Annotated in this window: 17 protein-coding genes; 10 read left to right on the top strand and 7 right to left on the bottom strand. The window is 72.3% G+C overall.

All coding sequences use genetic code 11. The features are described from left to right. Positions 1 to 61: 61 nt before the first annotated feature. Both ACQEUU_RS35000 and ACQEUU_RS34995 read left to right on the top strand, forming a co-directional pair. On the top strand, positions 62 to 1,555 hold the full coding sequence (locus tag ACQEUU_RS35000; protein ID WP_433074303.1) for a protein kinase domain-containing protein: 1,494 nt from the start codon (positions 62 to 64) through the stop codon (positions 1,553 to 1,555). Positions 1,556 to 1,625: 70 nt separating this feature from the next. Then, complete coding sequence (locus tag ACQEUU_RS34995) at positions 1,626 to 2,573, top strand: hypothetical protein (protein ID WP_433074300.1); 948 nt, start codon at positions 1,626 to 1,628, stop codon at positions 2,571 to 2,573. Positions 2,574 to 2,586: 13 nt separating this feature from the next. On the opposite strand, the gene ACQEUU_RS34990 is transcribed toward ACQEUU_RS34995, so the two are convergent. Both ACQEUU_RS34990 and ACQEUU_RS34985 read right to left on the bottom strand, forming a co-directional pair. Beyond that, the gene (locus tag ACQEUU_RS34990) at positions 2,587 to 2,949 is read right to left on the bottom strand and encodes a TPM domain-containing protein (RefSeq protein WP_433074297.1); all 363 of its coding nucleotides are present in this window, start codon (positions 2,947 to 2,949) and stop codon (positions 2,587 to 2,589) included. A gap of 6 nt (positions 2,950 to 2,955) precedes the next feature. Continuing rightward, positions 2,956 to 3,246: a hypothetical protein gene (locus ACQEUU_RS34985; RefSeq protein ID WP_270155396.1), complete on the bottom strand. Its 291-nt coding sequence runs from the start codon at positions 3,244 to 3,246 to the stop codon at positions 2,956 to 2,958. A 260-nt stretch (positions 3,247 to 3,506) separates the two neighbouring features. On the opposite strand from ACQEUU_RS34985, the gene ACQEUU_RS34980 reads away from it, so the two are divergent. Further along, positions 3,507 to 4,328, top strand: a complete 822-nt coding sequence (locus ACQEUU_RS34980; protein ID WP_433074294.1) for a nuclease-related domain-containing protein — start codon at positions 3,507 to 3,509, stop codon at positions 4,326 to 4,328. A gap of 164 nt (positions 4,329 to 4,492) precedes the next feature. Continuing rightward, positions 4,493 to 5,461, top strand: a complete 969-nt coding sequence (locus ACQEUU_RS34975) for a TIGR03885 family FMN-dependent LLM class oxidoreductase (protein ID WP_433074291.1) — start codon at positions 4,493 to 4,495, stop codon at positions 5,459 to 5,461. A 28-nt stretch (positions 5,462 to 5,489) separates the two neighbouring features. Here the strand turns inward: ACQEUU_RS34975 and ACQEUU_RS34970 are convergent, their stop codons facing one another. Beyond that, complete coding sequence (locus tag ACQEUU_RS34970; protein ID WP_433074288.1) at positions 5,490 to 5,750, bottom strand: TetR-like C-terminal domain-containing protein; 261 nt, start codon at positions 5,748 to 5,750, stop codon at positions 5,490 to 5,492. A 164-nt stretch (positions 5,751 to 5,914) separates the two neighbouring features. Between ACQEUU_RS34970 and ilvD the strand changes: the two genes are divergently transcribed. Next, the gene (gene ilvD / locus ACQEUU_RS34965; RefSeq protein ID WP_433074285.1) at positions 5,915 to 7,993 is read left to right on the top strand and encodes a dihydroxy-acid dehydratase; all 2,079 of its coding nucleotides are present in this window, start codon (positions 5,915 to 5,917) and stop codon (positions 7,991 to 7,993) included. 78 nt (positions 7,994 to 8,071) lie between these two features. Further along, a complete protein-coding gene (locus ACQEUU_RS34960) occupies positions 8,072 to 8,566 on the top strand; it encodes a WYL domain-containing protein (protein WP_270155400.1) in 495 nt (164 codons plus the stop codon). A 100-nt stretch (positions 8,567 to 8,666) separates the two neighbouring features. Here the strand turns inward: ACQEUU_RS34960 and ACQEUU_RS34955 are convergent, their stop codons facing one another. Then, positions 8,667 to 8,873 carry an FmdB family zinc ribbon protein gene (locus ACQEUU_RS34955; RefSeq protein WP_433074281.1) on the bottom strand — a complete coding sequence of 69 codons (207 nt, stop codon included), beginning with the start codon at positions 8,871 to 8,873 and terminating at the stop codon, positions 8,667 to 8,669. A gap of 112 nt (positions 8,874 to 8,985) precedes the next feature. Next, the gene (locus ACQEUU_RS34950) at positions 8,986 to 9,492 is read right to left on the bottom strand and encodes an HNH endonuclease (protein ID WP_270155434.1); all 507 of its coding nucleotides are present in this window, start codon (positions 9,490 to 9,492) and stop codon (positions 8,986 to 8,988) included. A 293-nt stretch (positions 9,493 to 9,785) separates the two neighbouring features. Here ACQEUU_RS34950 and ACQEUU_RS34945 point away from each other — a divergent pair, with 293 nt between their 5' ends. Continuing rightward, the gene (locus ACQEUU_RS34945) at positions 9,786 to 11,840 is read left to right on the top strand and encodes a prolyl oligopeptidase family serine peptidase (protein WP_433074278.1); all 2,055 of its coding nucleotides are present in this window, start codon (positions 9,786 to 9,788) and stop codon (positions 11,838 to 11,840) included. Between the two features lie 8 nt (positions 11,841 to 11,848). Continuing rightward, on the top strand, positions 11,849 to 12,088 hold the full coding sequence (locus tag ACQEUU_RS34940; RefSeq protein WP_433074275.1) for a VOC family protein: 240 nt from the start codon (positions 11,849 to 11,851) through the stop codon (positions 12,086 to 12,088). A 70-nt stretch (positions 12,089 to 12,158) separates the two neighbouring features. Here the strand turns inward: ACQEUU_RS34940 and ACQEUU_RS34935 are convergent, their stop codons facing one another. Continuing rightward, positions 12,159 to 13,022 carry an SDR family oxidoreductase gene (locus tag ACQEUU_RS34935; protein WP_433074272.1) on the bottom strand — a complete coding sequence of 288 codons (864 nt, stop codon included), beginning with the start codon at positions 13,020 to 13,022 and terminating at the stop codon, positions 12,159 to 12,161. A 42-nt stretch (positions 13,023 to 13,064) separates the two neighbouring features. Further along, the gene (purU, locus tag ACQEUU_RS34930; RefSeq protein WP_433074269.1) at positions 13,065 to 13,916 is read right to left on the bottom strand and encodes a formyltetrahydrofolate deformylase; all 852 of its coding nucleotides are present in this window, start codon (positions 13,914 to 13,916) and stop codon (positions 13,065 to 13,067) included. A gap of 131 nt (positions 13,917 to 14,047) precedes the next feature. Between purU and ACQEUU_RS34925 the strand changes: the two genes are divergently transcribed. Further along, positions 14,048 to 14,992 carry an anion permease gene (locus ACQEUU_RS34925; RefSeq protein WP_433074266.1) on the top strand — a complete coding sequence of 315 codons (945 nt, stop codon included), beginning with the start codon at positions 14,048 to 14,050 and terminating at the stop codon, positions 14,990 to 14,992. Further along, positions 14,989 to 15,639 (top strand): DUF47 domain-containing protein, encoded by a 651-nt coding sequence (locus ACQEUU_RS34920; RefSeq protein ID WP_433074263.1) that lies wholly within the window; start codon positions 14,989 to 14,991, stop codon positions 15,637 to 15,639. The genes ACQEUU_RS34925 and ACQEUU_RS34920 overlap by 4 nt, the downstream gene beginning before the upstream one ends. The last annotated feature ends 56 nt before the right edge of the window (positions 15,640 to 15,695 follow it).

Raw genomic sequence — 15,695 nt, 5'->3', positions numbered from 1 at the left:
TGCGATGACGACGCCGTCGTTTCGAACGCCGCACCTCCGAGCCGGTGTTAGCGTGGATGGCGTGCTGGGTTCCGGGACCACGCTGAACGATCGCTACCTGCTGACCGAGCGGGTCGGCGGTGGCGGCATGGGCGAGGTGTGGCGCGCCACCGACACGGTGCTCGGCCGGACGGTGGCCGTCAAGGTGCTCATCCCGGCCCTGAGCGAGGACGCCGCCTTCCTCAAGCGGTTCCAGAACGAAGCCAGGGCCATGGCCACGCTCCGCCATCCGGGCGTGGTCGACGTGTACGACTTCGGCGCCTGCGACGTCGGCGGCCGGCGCGTGACGTACCTGGTGATGGAGTTCGTCGACGGCGAGTCGCTCGACAAGCGGCTGCGCCGGGCGACGCTCGGGCCCGAGGCCACCATGCGGCTGGTCGCCGAGGTGGCCGACGCGCTGGCCGCGGCCCACGCCCAGGGCATCGTGCACCGCGACGTCAAACCCGCCAACCTCGTCGTGCGGCCCGACGGGTCGGTGGCGCTGACCGACTTCGGCATCGCCCACTCGGCGTCGGCCGGCCAGCTGACCGCCACCGGGTCGATGCTCTGCTCGGCCGGTTACTGCGCGCCCGAGATGGCCACCTCCAGTGAGGTCACGCCGGCGGTCGACCTCTACGCGCTGGGTGTGGTGGCCTACGAGTGCCTGACCGGCCACCTGCCCTTCCAGGGCGAGACTCCGGTGCAGATCATCTACAAGCATCTGCACGCGCCCGTCCCGCCGCTGCCGCCCGAGGTGCCGCCCGGGCCGCGCGAGCTGGTGGCCAGGGCGCTGGAGAAGACGCCGGAGCGCCGCCACGCCTCCGCCGAGGACATGGCACGGGCGGCCAGGACCGCCCTGGCCGACCCCGGCGCCGCGCCGGCCCCCGGCCTCGGAGGCGCGCCCGCTCCGGGGCTCGGAGGCCTGGTCTCCCCCGGCACCGCATCGGCCCCCGGCCTCGGAGGCATGGCCTCCCCCGGCGCCGCGCCGGCCTCCGGCCTCGGGGACACGGTCGCTCCCGGCGACGTGACGGCCCCCCGCGGGGGAGCCCGCTCCACGGGCGGCGCGCCGGCCGCGCGCCGCCGCAGAGGGGCGCTCTCCGCCGCGCTCGCGATGGCGCTCGCCACGCTGATCACCGTGAGTGTCGCGGCCATGGTGCTGCTGCGCCCGTCGGACACCGCCCAGGGCGACCCGGTCCCCCCGCCCGCCACCTCGTCCGAGCCTCGCCCCTCCGCCACCGCGACCACGCCCCCGACCGAGGCGGGCAACCGGGTGCCGGCCGCCACCCGGCCGACGCGGGTCCCGGCGACGACCGCTTCCGGCACGCCCAGCCCGACCGGCACCCCCACGGTGACCCCCACCACCCCGACGGATCCGCCGACCACTCCCGCGCCCGACCCGACCACCGAGCCGGAGCCCGACCCCACCCAGGAGCCGACGCAGGAGCCCACCGAGCCCGACCCGCACGAGCCGACGCAGGAGCCCACGACGTCCAAGCCGACCCAGGAGGTCGAGTGCGTCCGGGCGCCCTGCCCCTAGTCCGGCCCTCAGGCTCGGCCGTCGGTCACGGGGGCGCCTCTCCCCCTGCGGTGCTGAGTAGGGTGATCCGGTGGAGACGACTCGTGATCTGTTCCTGGCGCTGGCCCGGCGCTACGCGTTCGCCGACCTCGGGGCGCTGACGCCCGACCCCCGCATCGCGGAGGCCTGCGAATTCGGTCAGCGGCTGCTGTCGCTCGACGCCGAGGACTTCGCCGTCGACACCAAGGCCGTGCCGCCCGGGCTCAGGCGGCAGGCGCGGGCCTGCCACATGCCGCAGACCCCGCGCGAGCAGCCGCGCGGCGCGCTGGAGTCGCTGCGTCCCGCCTACGGCCTGCTGCTGGAGGCCATCGCCATCCGCTGGCACCGGCGCGAGCTGAGCCCGATGATCGCCGCGGTGCACATCGCGGCCGAGTACCTGCCGTTGCTGGCGTTCGAGCCGCACCTGGGCCACGCGGGCGATCCGGGACGCTGGCCGGAGGGGCTCAGCGCGGTCGGCAGCCGGTTCGGCGTGATCGGCGACCGCGAGTGCGACCACACCAAGGCAGAGCAGTCGGCCACCAACCGGACCCTGCGGGTGGCGGGCGAGCCGGCGGAGGGCTGGCGCGCGTACTTCGACCGGCAGCACAGCCAGGTGGCCGGCGCGCTCGCGGTCTGCGTGGCCACCTGCCGCAATCCCTGCACGGCCATGCGGTGGATCGCTCCGGAGCCGCGGGCCGACCTCGAGCAGCGCGCCCGCACCGCCCTCGCGTTCGCGGAGACCCCTCTCGTACGGCTGCGTCACGCGGCGCCGGTGGGCCACGGCTTCGGCGTGCCGTCTCCGGAGGAGGTGCTCGACGCGTGGGAGCGCAGCCGGAGCGTGCTCGGCAAGAGCGCGGTGGGCGAGGCCGCCGCCCGTGACGACGGTTTCCCGCTGCCGGGCCTGCCGTCGTTCTTCTCCGCCGTCGCCACGGCCCCGATCGAGCCGTCCGCGCTGCTCAAGGGCGTCAGCGAGCACGTCGCCTCACTGATCGGCGACTGACCCGGGCCGGAGGTCAGCGGCGGGCGGTGGCCTGCTCCCCGAGGGCGCCGATCCCGTACAGCAGGCCGCCCACCAGGTCGCCGGCGCTGAACGCGGTCGCCATGGACATGGCCGTCAGCCGGCACGACGCGTCGGAGAGCCTGCGCCTGGCCTGCTCGCCGGTGACGATCTCCAGGGCGCGGCCCCGTACGTCGACCAGGAGCACGACGGCGTCGAGGGCCTCGTCGCCGAGCGCGGCGTGCAGCCGCTCGGCGAAGTGGCGCCTGCCGCCGACGGGCGAGCCCAGGAAGAGCGCGAAGCGCAGGCCGCTGCGCCGCTCGGCAGCCCGCAGCGCGTCCCGGACGTCGTCGGCCTGAGCCGCGGTGAGAGTTCGCATGCCCGATCACCATCCCGCCGAAGCGCCGCCGACCCGCCTGCCCGGTTCGGCCGTTTCCGCCGCGGCGACCCAGTCGACGTCGCCCGGCGGCGCCCACTGCGGCGGCCGGTCGACCAGCACCAGGCCGGAGGTGCTCACGCCGCGGTCGGTGCGGCCGGGCCCGCCGATCCACACCGGCCCGGCCTCCGCCTTGCGCGCGGCGCCGCGCCCCGGTATGAGCACGAGCAGGCTGATCAGCACGAACAGCCCCAGTGACACCCCGATGAGGAAGAGCAGGATCTCCAGCGCGCTGTCCACATCACGAACGTAATCCCGGGCAGCCGGTCCGGCCAGACCCCCGGACGAGAGTCTTGACAGGACATGGCCAAGACCCGGTCAACATGATCGCCAGGCGCTCCGGCGGAGCTAGGATCGCTTGCGGACGCCTCTCGACCTCTCTAGAGAAGAACGTAATAGATACCCGGAAACCGGGCGTAGGACACAGTGAGCTGGGGCCATAAAACTATGGACAAGGCAGCACTAGGAATGCATCAGACCCGCGGGCTACGGTGATCGACGTGGACTCCGACCCTCAGCGTGAAGACGGTCACGACACGTCCCCGATCTGGGTGAGCGACAGACCGGAAAACGAGCAGACCGCCAAGCCATCGGCGCCCACTCCCACGTACGCGCCGGTCGAGCGGGTCCCCTTGCGCGTGCTGCTCCAGCAGCCGCGCCTGCGCCGCCTGCGCAACCGTGCCCTGCTGGCTCTCGCCGTGGGCGCCGTCGTGGGTCTCCTCGTCATGGACTGGCGGGTGGGCGCGACCGCGGGCGTGATCGCCGCCATCGGCGACGCCGTCTACCGCGCCCGCTCCAACTCGACGGTGCCCGCCTGGCGGCGATCCTCCGTGGCCGAGCGGCGCACCGAGGCGCAGCTGCGCCAGCTCGAACGCCGCGGCTACCGCACGCTCCACGCCCGGGCCATCCCCGGCACCGAGGCGCAGATCGACCACCTGGTCGTCGGGCCGACGGGCGTGTACGCGGTCGACTCGGAGAAGTGGGACAAGCGGCTCCCCGTACGGGTCCAGATGGGCAGGAAGCTCTTCCACGGCCCTTTCGACAAGAAGGACCGCCTGAACGAGGCCAGGGGCGAGGCCACCCGGGCCGCCGAGCTGATCAGCAAGGTCTACGGCCACCAGATCTCGGTGGTGCCGTCGCTGGCCATCTACGGCCCGCCGGTGCCCTGGAAGATCATGACGATCAAGGGCGTGGACGTCTACGAGGGCGCCCGGGCCCGCCGGTGGATCACCAAGCGGGAGCGCGCGCTCACCGAGACGGAGATCGACAGGATCTACGAGATCGCCGCCCAGGTGCTGCCGCCGCGCTACGGCGAGGGCTGACCCGGGCGGAGCGGCCTGCCCGGGAGAGCGTCCTTCTCGCTCTTAGCGGGGAGATCCCGGGTAACCCGGCCGCATCGGGGAAGCGGGATGGCGGGGCCGGGCGCGCAGGCGGCGTGCGCGGCCCCGGATGACCACCCGGACGATCCCCCGAAGGAGAGCCGCCCATGGCCCGATTCGGTTTCCACGCCTCACACGAACAGCTCGCGCCGAGCGCCCTGCTGGAGGCGGTACGCCAAGCGGAGGAGGCGGGTTTCGCCGCCGCGATGTGCTCCGACCACTTCGCGCCCTGGAGTCACGCCCAGGGCCACTCCGGTTACGCCTGGTCCTGGCTGGGCGCCGCGCTGGCCCGCACCGGCCTGCCGTTCGGCGTCGTCAGCGCCCCCGGCCAGCGTTACCATCCGGCGGTGGCCGCGCAGAAGGCGGCCACGCTGGCCGAGATGTTCCCCGGCCGGTTCTGGATGGCGCTGGGCAGCGGCCAGGCGCTCAACGAGCACATCACCGGTGACCGGTGGCCGCCCAAGGAGGTGCGCAAGGCGCGGCTGCTGGAGTGCGTCGAGGTCATGCGCGCCCTGTTCGCCGGCGAGTGCGTGACGCACGACGGGCTCGTCACCGTCGACCGTGCCCGCCTCTACACCCTGCCCGAGTCCCCGCCCCCGCTGATCGGCGCGGCGGTCACCGCCGAGACGGCCCGGTGGGCCGGCTCCTGGGCCGACGGGCTCATCACCGTCAACCAGGACGTGTCACGCCTGCGCCAAGTCATCGAGGCGTTCCGCGAGGGAGGCGGCGAGGGCAAGCCGGCCTACCTCCAGGTCCACCTGTCGTGGGCCGAGGACGACGAGACCGCGCTGCGCATCGCCCACGAGCAGTGGCACACGGGGGTGTTCGGCGGCGAGGTGGCCTGGAACCTGGAGACCCCGGACGCGTTCGAGCAGGCGGCGACGTCCGTACGGCCCGAGGACGTACGGGCGAGCGTGCTGGTCTCCGCCGACCTGGAGCGCCAGGCGGGCTGGCTGGCCGAGCTCGCCGGTCTGGGCTTCGACGCGCTCTACCTGCACCACGTGGGCCAGGAGCAGCGCCCGTTCATCGACGCCTTCGGCGAGAAGGTGCTCCCCCAGCTCGCCGAGCCGTCCTGAGGCAGGGCGCCCGGGCTTCGACGGTGAGTCACCGGCCGGCAGGCGTGCCGCGAAGGCGTCCAGCGCGGCGGCCAGGCCCCGGCTGGACGGCGGCGGGCCCGTCAAGCAGCGCCGCGCAGCCGTGCGCCGCCGACCACAGGGCGAGCGCGAGCCGCTCGGGCTCGCCCCGCCGCACGCCCGCCTCGGCGCGGGCGCGCACGGCGCCGAGCATGTAGGCGAAGCACGCCTGCGCGGCGGGCGGCACCCCTTCCCCCGTCGAGGGGGTCATCATCAGCACGGGATGCTGCACGTGGGCGGTCGAGCGCGAAGCGGCCGGTGGAACGGGGCGGGGTCCCGGCACTCGGCGACGAGCCTGCCCAGCTCGTCCCACCCGCGCAGGCACACCGCCTCCGCAGCGCCTCCTCGTCGGCGAGGTGGAGGGCGACCGAGGGCGTGGAGACCCGAGGGGAGCACATGACGCGGCTCGACGAGGCGACGGCGGTCAAGGTGCGTCTGTCCGTCACCGAGGTCGGCGGTGGGAGGATGGACGAGACCGCCGTGGTGTGGGACTCCCGGGGCAGGATGGTGGCGCAGGCGACCCAGCCCGCCGGGATCGCGTCCCCGCCTGACCCCGTATCGGGTCGTGGACACCCGTCTCAACTACCGGGCGGCTGGTCGTACCATGGTTGGACGCACGACGATGGGAGAAGCTCGATGCCCGCCCTCAGGTCACGTACGGTCACCCACGGCAGGAACATGGTCGGCGCCCGGGCCCTCCTCCGGGCGACCGGCGTAGCCGGGAGCGACTTCGGCAAGCCCATCGTCGCGGTGGCCAACAGCTTCACCCAGTTCGTGCCGGGTCACGTGCATCTCCGTGAGGTCGGCGAGGTGGTGTCCGGGGCGATCCGCGAGGCGGGCGCGATCCCCCGCGAGTTCAACACGATCGCGGTCGACGACGGCATCGCCATGGGCCACGGCGGCATGCTCTACTCGCTGCCGTCGCGCGAGCTCATCGCCGACGCCGTCGAGTACATGGTCAACGCCCACTGCGCCGACGCGATGATCTGCGTCTCCAACTGCGACAAGATCACCCCTGGCATGCTGCTGGCCGCGTTCCGGCTCAACATCCCGACGGTCTTCGTCTCCGGTGGGCCGATGGAGGCGGGCAAGACGCCCGGCCGCAAGCTCGACCTGATCGACCCGATGATCGCCTCGGCCGACGAGTCGGTCACCGACGCCGAGCTGCTGGAGATGGAGGAGAGCGCCTGCCCGACCTGCGGCTCCTGCTCCGGCATGTTCACCGCCAACTCGATGAACTGCCTGGCCGAGGCCATCGGCCTCGCGCTGCCGGGCAACGGCACGATCCTGGCCACCCACAAGGCGCGCAAGGACCTCTTCGAGGAGGCGGGCCGCACGCTCGTCGAGATCACCCGGCGCTACTACGAGGAGGGCGACGAGTCGGTGCTGCCTCGCTCGATCGCCACCCGCGAGGCGTTCGAGAACGCGATGGCGCTCGACGTGGCCATGGGCGGCTCCACCAACACGATCCTCCACATCCTGGCCGCGGCCCGCGAGGCGGAGGTCGACTTCGGGCTCAAGGAGATCAACGAGATCTCGCTGCGGGTGCCGTGCCTGTGCAAGGTCGCCCCGGCCACGAACAAGTACCACGTCGAGGACGTCCACCGCGCCGGCGGCATCCCGGCCATCCTGGGTGAGCTCGACCGGGCCGGGCTGCTCCACCGCGACGTTCCGACGGTCAACGGCGGCACCCTCGCCGACCTGCTGGCCGCCTGGGACCCGATGTCGCCCACGGTCAAGCCCGAGGCGATCGAGCTGTGGCACGCCGCCCCCGGCAACGTCCGCACGGTCAAGCCCTACTCGCAGGACAACCGGTGGGACAGCCTCGACCTCGACCGCGCCGACGGGTGCGTGCGCGACCGCGAGCACGCCTACACCGCCGACGGCGGCCTGGCCGTGCTCTACGGCAACGTCGCCCGCGACGGCGCCGTGGTGAAGACCGCCGGGGTCGACGAGTCGATCTGGAGGTTCACCGGGCCGGCCGTCGTGTTCGAGTCGCAGGAGCAGGCAGTCGAGGGCATCCTGAACGACCGGGTCAAGGCGGGCGACGTGGTGGTCGTCCGCTACGAAGGCCCCAAGGGCGGCCCCGGGATGCAGGAGATGCTCTACCCGACCTCGTTCCTCAAGGGCAAGGGCCTGGGCAAGGCGTGCGCGCTGATCACCGACGGCCGCTTCTCCGGCGGCACCTCCGGCCTGTCGATCGGCCACGCCTCTCCGGAGGCGGCCGAGGGCGGCACGATCGCGCTGGTCGAGGACGGCGACCTCATCGAGATCGACATCCCCGGCCGCAAGCTGGAGCTGCGCGTCCCCGAGGCCGAGCTGGCGGCCCGCCGTGAGCGCCTGCTGGCCGAGCTGGGCGGCTTCCGCCCGCGCGACCGCGAGCGGCCGGTCAGCGCCGCGCTGCAGGCGTACGCGGCCATGACGACCTCGGCCTCCACCGGCGCCTCGCGCGACCTGTCTCAGCTGTCCAGGTGACCCGAACGGCAGGCGACATCCCTGTCGCCTGCCGTACACACTTTCGAAAATGTCAGTGGCTTTACCTATTCTTGGGGTATGGCTGAAGTCGTGACGTCCCAGACGCAACCGCTGACGACCGCCGAGATCGCCGCCCTCGCCCTGTCCCTGGCCCACCTCGGGTCGGGCCCGCAAGCCGTGACCGCCCGGCGCGGCCTGCAGCACGCCCTCGACCATCTCGACCTCGACGACGACGTCATCGCCGCCACCCTCGACACCCTCATCGAGCCGCTGCCCGCCGACGTGGCCGCCCGGGCCCGGCTCATCGCCGACGCCATCACCAGCCGGATGATGGTCCGCCTCCACTACCGCGACGCCTCGGGCGCCGTCACGAGCCGCGAGGTCGAGCCGGTGACCTGCCTCGTCCACCGCGACTACTGGTATCTCGTGGGGGTGTGCCGGATGCGACGCGCGATCCGGGCCTTCCGGTTCGACCGCATCATCGCGGTGGAGCCCACCCTGACGCCGTCCCGCCCCCACCTGGCCGACCGTTTCCTGCCGTTCCAGCGTCGCAAGCGCGGCAAGGCGGCCTGACCTCCCCCGGGGCGGCGTGCCCATCCCACCAGGCACGCCGCCCACCCTTCGTGGAGCCCGCGTGCCCGCCGGCGGGCGCGCGGGAGCCGCCCGAGCGGGCCTAGCCGCAGCAGCCGCCGCCGCAGCATCCGCCGCCCGAGGCGGGGCGGGGTGCGGCGGCGGAGCCGGTCATGCCGACGGTGGTCAGCAGCTTGACCGTGTCGTCGTGGCCTTCCGGGCAGGGCGCGGGGTCGCCCGACGCCGACATCGGCCGGGACACCTCGAACGTGGAGCCGCAGGCGCGGCAGCGGTAGTCGTAACGCGGCATGCGACCAGCGTACCGGGGGCCGCGACCGGCGTCAGGGGGCGGAAGGACACCCGGGTGCCGGTGAACGGCACGGCGGAGGATCACGGGCCCGGCACGGGGTGCCGGGCCCGGGTCAGGCGGCCGCCTCGAGGTAGGGCGCCCATTGGGGGTCGCCGACGAGCGAGGCGCCGATCAACCGCCAGTGGGCGCCGCGTGGGACGGACGGGGCGACGCGCAGGCTCCACCCCAGCTCCTCCAGGAACTTGTCGGCCTTCCTGTGGTTGCACGGCGAACAGGAGGCGACGCAGTTCTCCCACGTGTGGGTGCCGCCCTTGGAACGGGGGACGACGTGGTCGATGGTCTCGGCCCGCTGCCCGCAGTAGGCGCACCGGTAATCGTCGCGCCGCATGAGGGCGGCCCTGGTCAGAGGGATGCGGGACCTGTACGGGATGCGGACGTATCTCCTGAGCCGGATGACCGACGGCACGTCCAGGGTGCGGCTGGCGGAGCGCAGCACGGCCCCGCGGCCGTCGTGGTGGACGATGTCGGCCTTCTCCCGTAGCACCAGCACGACGGCGCGGTGCAGGGAAAGCGTGGTCAGGGGCTCGTAGGTGGCGTTGAGCAGCAGGACTTGGCGCATCATCGGGCCTCTCCCTGCTGCACCCGTATCAAAGGGGACATGCCGCGGCATGTCCCGGCTATTCGCCCCTCCTGGGGCATCGACACAACCGTCACGTGGACCTCCGCCGGACGGCCCAGCGGATGGACACCACGGCACCGTCCTGTCAGCAAGTCTGGCGTTTACCGCAGCGTCCCCGCCACCCCTTAACCTCCGGCACGGATGACCAGAGGGACGCACGTTACGGTTTATTCCCGCATCACCTGGGCTTTACGCCCGCCTCCGGGCCTCGTGCTTTGCCGTAGGGTTCCAGCATGACGCGAGAGTCCTACCCGGCGGCGCCACGCGAGGAGACCGCCGACGTCCTGCACGGCATCACCGTCCACGACCCGTACCGCTGGCTGGAGGACCCCGACAGCCCCGAGACGGAGCGATGGCTGGTCGCGCAGGCGGAGCTGTTCAAGCGCGAGAGCGAACCCCAGCGGTTCAAGTCGCGGATCGCCGAGCTGCTGAAGTCGGGATCGGTGGGCTCGCCCACGTGGCGCGGCGAGCGCTACTTCTTCAGCCGCCGCACGCCGGAGCAGGAGCACGCGGTCTACTACGTGGTCGAGCCGGACGGCACCGAGCGGGCGCTGATCGACCCGATGGCGCTGGACCCGTCCGGGCTCACGACGCTGGACGCGGTGCAGCCCGACAAGGAGGGCCGGCTGCTGGCCTACCAGATCTCGGTGGGCGGCGACGAGGAGTCGGTGCTCTACCTGATCGACGTGGCGACGGGCACGCGGATCGAGGGGCCGATCGACCGCTGCCGCTACTCGCCGATCGCGTGGCTGCCGGGCGGCGAGGCGTTCTACTACGTGCGCCGGCTGCCGGGCACCGAGGTGCCGGAGAACGAGCGGCAGTTCCACCGCCGCGTCTACCTGCACCGGGTCGGCACGTCCACCGAGGACGACGTGATGATCTTCGGTCACGGCATGAAGATGACCAACTACTACGGCGTGGCGGTGTCGCGCGACGGCCGCTGGCTGCAGATCTCCGCCAGCGAGGGCACGGCGCCGCGCAACGACCTGTGGATCGCCGACCTGACCGTCTCCCCCGCCGACCGTCCGGAGCTGCGCGCGGTGCAGGAGGGCGTGGACGCGCAGACCGGGCTGGTCTTCGGCCGCGACGGCAGGCTGTACGTCCACACCGACCGCGACGCGCCCCGGTCCCGGGTCTGCGTCACCGACCCTGAGCGGCCGGAGTTCGAGGCGTGGCACGACCTGATCCCGCAGGACCCGGAGGCGGTGCTGTCCGACTTCGCCATCCTCGACGGCCTCGACCGCCCGGTGATGCTGGTGGGCTGGACCCGCCACGCGATCAGCGAGATCACCGTGCACGACCTGGCGACGGGCGAGCGCCTCGGCCAGGTGCCGACGCCGGGCCTGGGCAGCATCGGCGGCATCGTGGAGCGGCCCGAAGGCGGCCACGAGGCGTGGTTCGGCTACACCGACAACACCAACCCGCCGAGTGTCCAGCGCTACGACGCGCTGACGGGCGAGACCACGCTCTGGGCGGCCTCGCCGGGCGCGGTCGACGTCCCCCAGGTGCGCACCGAGCAGATGGTCTACCGGTCCAGCGACGGCACCGACGTGCGCATGCTCGTCATCTCGCCGGTCGACGGCCAGGGCCCGCGGCCGACGATCCTGTACGGGTACGGCGGGTTCGGCGTGTCGATGACCCCCGGTTACTCGGCGTCGATCCTGAGCTGGGTCGAGGCGGGCGGCGTGTACGCGATCGCCAACCTGCGCGGCGGCGGCGAGGAGGGCGAGGACTGGCACCGCTCGGGCATGCTCGGCCACAAGCAGAACGTGTTCGACGACTTCCACGCGGCGGCCGAGCACCTCATCGAGGCCGGGGTGACCACGCCGGCCATGCTCGGCATCTCCGGCGGCTCCAACGGCGGCCTGCTGGTCGGGGCCGCGCTCACCCAGCGTCCCGAGCTCTACAGGGCCGTGGTGTGCTCGGCGCCGCTGCTCGACATGATCCGCTACGAGCTGTTCGGCCTGGGCGCGACCTGGAACGTCGAGTACGGTTCCGCCGCCGACCCCGAGCAGTTCGGCTGGCTGCACTCCTACTCGCCGTACCACCACGTCAAGGAGGGGGTGCGCTACCCCGCGACGCTGTTCACGGTGTTCCAGTCCGACACGCGGGTGCATCCGCTGCACGCGTGGAAGATGTGCGCCGCGCTCCAGCACGCCACCGCCGGCGACGGGCCGATCCTGCTGCGCAACGAGACCGAGGTGGGCCACGGGGCGCGTTCGATCAGCCGGTCCGTGGACCTGTCGGCCGACACGCTGACCTTCATGGCCAGGCAGCTGGGGCTGTAGCCGGGACCGTGAGCGAGCAGGGGCTCGTCCTGTCGGGTTCGGCGCCCGGCCGCCCTGCGGCCCGGGCGGTCCCGGGGGCCCGGGCGTCTACGTCGCCGTCGACGACGTGGACGCCCACCACGACCGGGGCCAGGGCCGCCGACGCCAAGATCATCATGGAGCTGGTGGAGCAGCCGTACGGCTTCCGGGAGTACGCCGCCGAGGACCCGCAGGGCAACACCTGGCACTTCGGCACCTGCCGCCCCTGACCTCGGGCCGAGCGGTCCAGCGCCGGTGGCCGGGCTGAAGCGGCGGCGCGGCGCCCGGCGCCTGAGACGGTCAGCCGGGCAGCGTCTCCCCGCCGATGGGCGCCAGCACCTCGCCGGTGTAGTACGACGACATCAGCTCCGAGGCGAAGAACACGTACGAGGGCGCGATCTCGTCGGGGTCGGCCGCCCGCTTCATCGGCACCTGCTTGCCGAACTGCTCGACCTTCTCCTCGGGGAAGGTGGCGGGGATGAGCGGGGTCCACACGGGCCCGGGGGCCACGGCGTTGACCCGGATGCCCCGGTCGACGAGGTTCTGCGCCATCGCGTAGGTGAAGGCGTTGATCGCGCCCTTGGTCGCGGAGTAGTCCAGGAGCGTCTTGTTGCCGCGCAGGCCGTTGATCGACGAGGTGTTGATGATCGCCGAGCCCTCGCCCAGGTGCGGCAGCGCGGCCTTGGTGACGCGGTAGTAGCTGTGGATGTTGACCGCGAACGTGCGTTCCCACTGCTCGTCGGTCAGCTCCTCCAGGGAGTCGACCGGCTCCTGGTAGGCGACGTTGTTCACGACGACGTCCAGGCCGCCCAGCTCGGAGACGGTGCGTTCGACGACCTGCACGCAGTGTTCGCGCTCGCCCAGGTCGCCGGGGAGCAGCACGCAGCGCCGCCCTTCGGCCTCGACCAGCTTCCTGGTGTGCTCGGCGTCCTCGTGCTCGCTGAGGTAGGCGATCGCGACGTCGGCGCCCTCCTTGGCGAAGGCGACCGAGACGGCCCGCCCGATGCCGGAGTCGCCGCCGGTGACGAGCGCCCGCTTGCCGGACAGCAGGCCCCGGCCCTGGTAGCGGCGCATCTCGTCGCGCGGTTCCGGGGTCATCTCACTGGAGTCGCCGGGGTAGGGCTGGGTCTGCGGCGGTGGTGTGGAGTTCGGTTGTTCAGGCATGTCAGGCGCGTGCCCCCGCTGGGGCACGGCTAACACCGGGGCTCAGCGCGGGAACACGATGGTCTTGTGGCCGTCGAGCAGCACCCGCTGCTCGGTGTGCCATTTGACGGCCCTGGCCAGGGTCAGGCTCTCGACGTCGCGGCCGATGGCGGCGAGGTCCTCGGGCGAGTGGCTGTGGTTGACCCGGGCGACCTCCTGCTCGATGATCGGCCCCTCGTCGAGGTCGGACGTGACGTAGTGGGCGGTCGCGCCGATCAGCTTGACGCCGCGGTCGTGGGCCTGGTGGTAGGGCTTGGCGCCCTTGAACGACGGCAGGAACGAGTGGTGGATGTTGATCGTCCGCCCGCTCAGCTTGGCGCACAGCTCCTCCGACAGCACCTGCATGTAGCGGGCCAGCACGACGAGGTCGACCTGGTAGTGCTCGACCAGCGCGAGCACCTCGGCCTCCTGCTTCGGCTTGGTGGCGGGCGTGACCGGCAGGTGGTGGTAGTCGATGCCGTGGGACTGGGTGAGCGGGCGCAGGTCGGGGTGGTTGGAGACGACCGCGGCGACCTCGATGTCGAGGGCGCCGCTGCGCACCCGGTAGAGCAGGTCGTTGAGGCAGTGGTCGAACCTGCTGACCATGATCAGCACCTTGGGCTTCCTGGCCATGTCGCGGAGCTGGAACTCCATGGCGAAGTCTGGGGCCAGGGCGGCGAAGGCGGAACGCACCTCGTCCTCGCCGAGCGGGGAGGTGAACTGCACCCGCATGAAGAAGCGCGCGCTCTCCCGGTCGCCGAACTGCTGGCTCTCGGTGATGTTGCAACCGTGCCGGGACAGCAGGCTCGACACGGCGGCCACGACCCCGGGCCGGTCGGGACAGGACAGCGTGAGGACGTACTCGGCAACGCTCATGGATCGCTCTCGGTGAGGTCTGCGCGACTGATCCATCGAGATTACCGTCCCATGAAGCCCACTCTCACCTGCCTCATTCGCTCGATCTTGGGTAGATAGCCCATATCCGTTGCTTGGCCCGGAGGTTGCCCATGCCTGTAGACGCCGTCGTGCTCGTCGTGATCGCGGGGCTGTTCGCGATCGTGTCCGGCATGAACGACGGCGGCGCGCTCCTGGCCACCGGGCTCAAGCTGCCGTCCGTGCGCCCGGTGACCGGCATCCTGGCCATGATCGTGGTGATCGCGCTGGTGCCGCTGGCCACGCACGAGGTGGCGCTGACCCTGGTGAACCGGCTGGCCACCTTCGAGGGGCCCGGCGGCCGGGCGGCGACCGCGATCGCCGTGCTGAGCGCGCTGGCCGTGGTGACGGTGCTCACCTGGAAGGGCCGGCCGACCAGCCTCACCCTGGCTCTCGTCGGCGGGCTCACCGGGGCGGGCCTGGGCTGGGGGCTGCCGGTCTCGGGGCCGTACGTGGCCCTGGTGCTCGGCTTCGGTCTGGCCGCCCCGATCGTGGGCGGCCTGGTGGCGTGGGGGGTGACGGCGCTGCTGGTGCGGGTCTCGGACGCGCGCCAGCTGAGCGGCTGGCATCGGCTGGGATTCCTCCTGCAGATCCTCGCCTACGCGGCCAACGACGGGCAGAAGATGCTCGCCATCTTCATGATCGCGGTCGGTTTCTCGGACGCGCCGCCGCGGTACACGATCCTGGTGGCCGTGCTGTTCGGGCTCGGCGCCATGTACGGGCTGCCGAAGGCGGGCCGCACGCTCAGCAGGGAGATCATCGCCTTCCGTCCGCTGCACGGCGTGGCCGCGGAGCTGTCCGCGGGGACCGCCGTGCTCGGGTGCTCGGCCGTGGGCATGCCGGTCAGCATGACGCAGGCGGTCGCCGGCGGGTTGATCGGCGCGGGACTGGTGCGGGGCAGCGGCCGGGTCCGCTGGTACGCGGCCGTGAAGATCGTCGTCGCGTGGGTGCTGACGCTTCCGGCCAGCGGCCTGCTGGCCGCGGCCGCGGCGTATGTAGGAAAGGGAGTGGTGGGGTGAAGGACAGCAGGCCGGTGAGGAGGCTGCGCAGGATCCGCGACCTGCTGACGGGACGCATGGACACCGCGCTGTCGGACGCGCTGCTCGGCCAGTTGAAGGCGACCAAGGAGGGCGCGTGGCTGGCCATGGCGATGATCGGCGGCGAGGTCGGCAGGACGGGCGCGCACGAGCAGATGCGCACCATTGAGCACCTGGGCGACGAGGAGCGCCGGCTGCTCGTCGAGGAGCTGGAGTCGGCCCTGATCACGCCCATCGACCGGGAGGACCTGTTCAGGTTGTCGCGCTCGATCGACGACGTGCTCGACTCGCTGCGCGACTTCGTCCGCGAGTCGCACCTCTATCGCGTGCCCGACCAGATCCGCTTCACCCCGCTGCTGGATCAGGTGATCGTCGGCATCGACGCGCTGGAGACCGCCGTGCGCGACCTCGTCTCCAGCCCGTCGGCCGTGGTGCACGACGCGCTCGAGGCCAAGAAGGCCGGCAGCGCGATCCGGCGGATGTACCAGTACGAGATCTCGCGCATCTTCTCCGGCGAGCTGACCGCCGACCGCATGAAGGAGCGCGAGCTCGTACGCCGCCTGGAGATCGTGGGCATCGCCATCAGCGAGGCGGCCGATTCCATCGCCGACGGCGCGATGAAGCGCTAGCGCAGGCGGGTCTCCCCGAGCCGGGGATCGGCGTGGGACCCGCCCCGATCGCGTCA

The sequence above is a fragment of the Nonomuraea sp. CA-218870 genome, from assembly GCF_050936535.1.
Taxonomy (GTDB): domain Bacteria; phylum Actinomycetota; class Actinomycetes; order Streptosporangiales; family Streptosporangiaceae; genus Nonomuraea; species Nonomuraea corallina.
The sequence above is the reverse complement of the archived record's forward strand: the minus strand, read 5'-3'. Positions and strand labels throughout refer to the sequence as shown.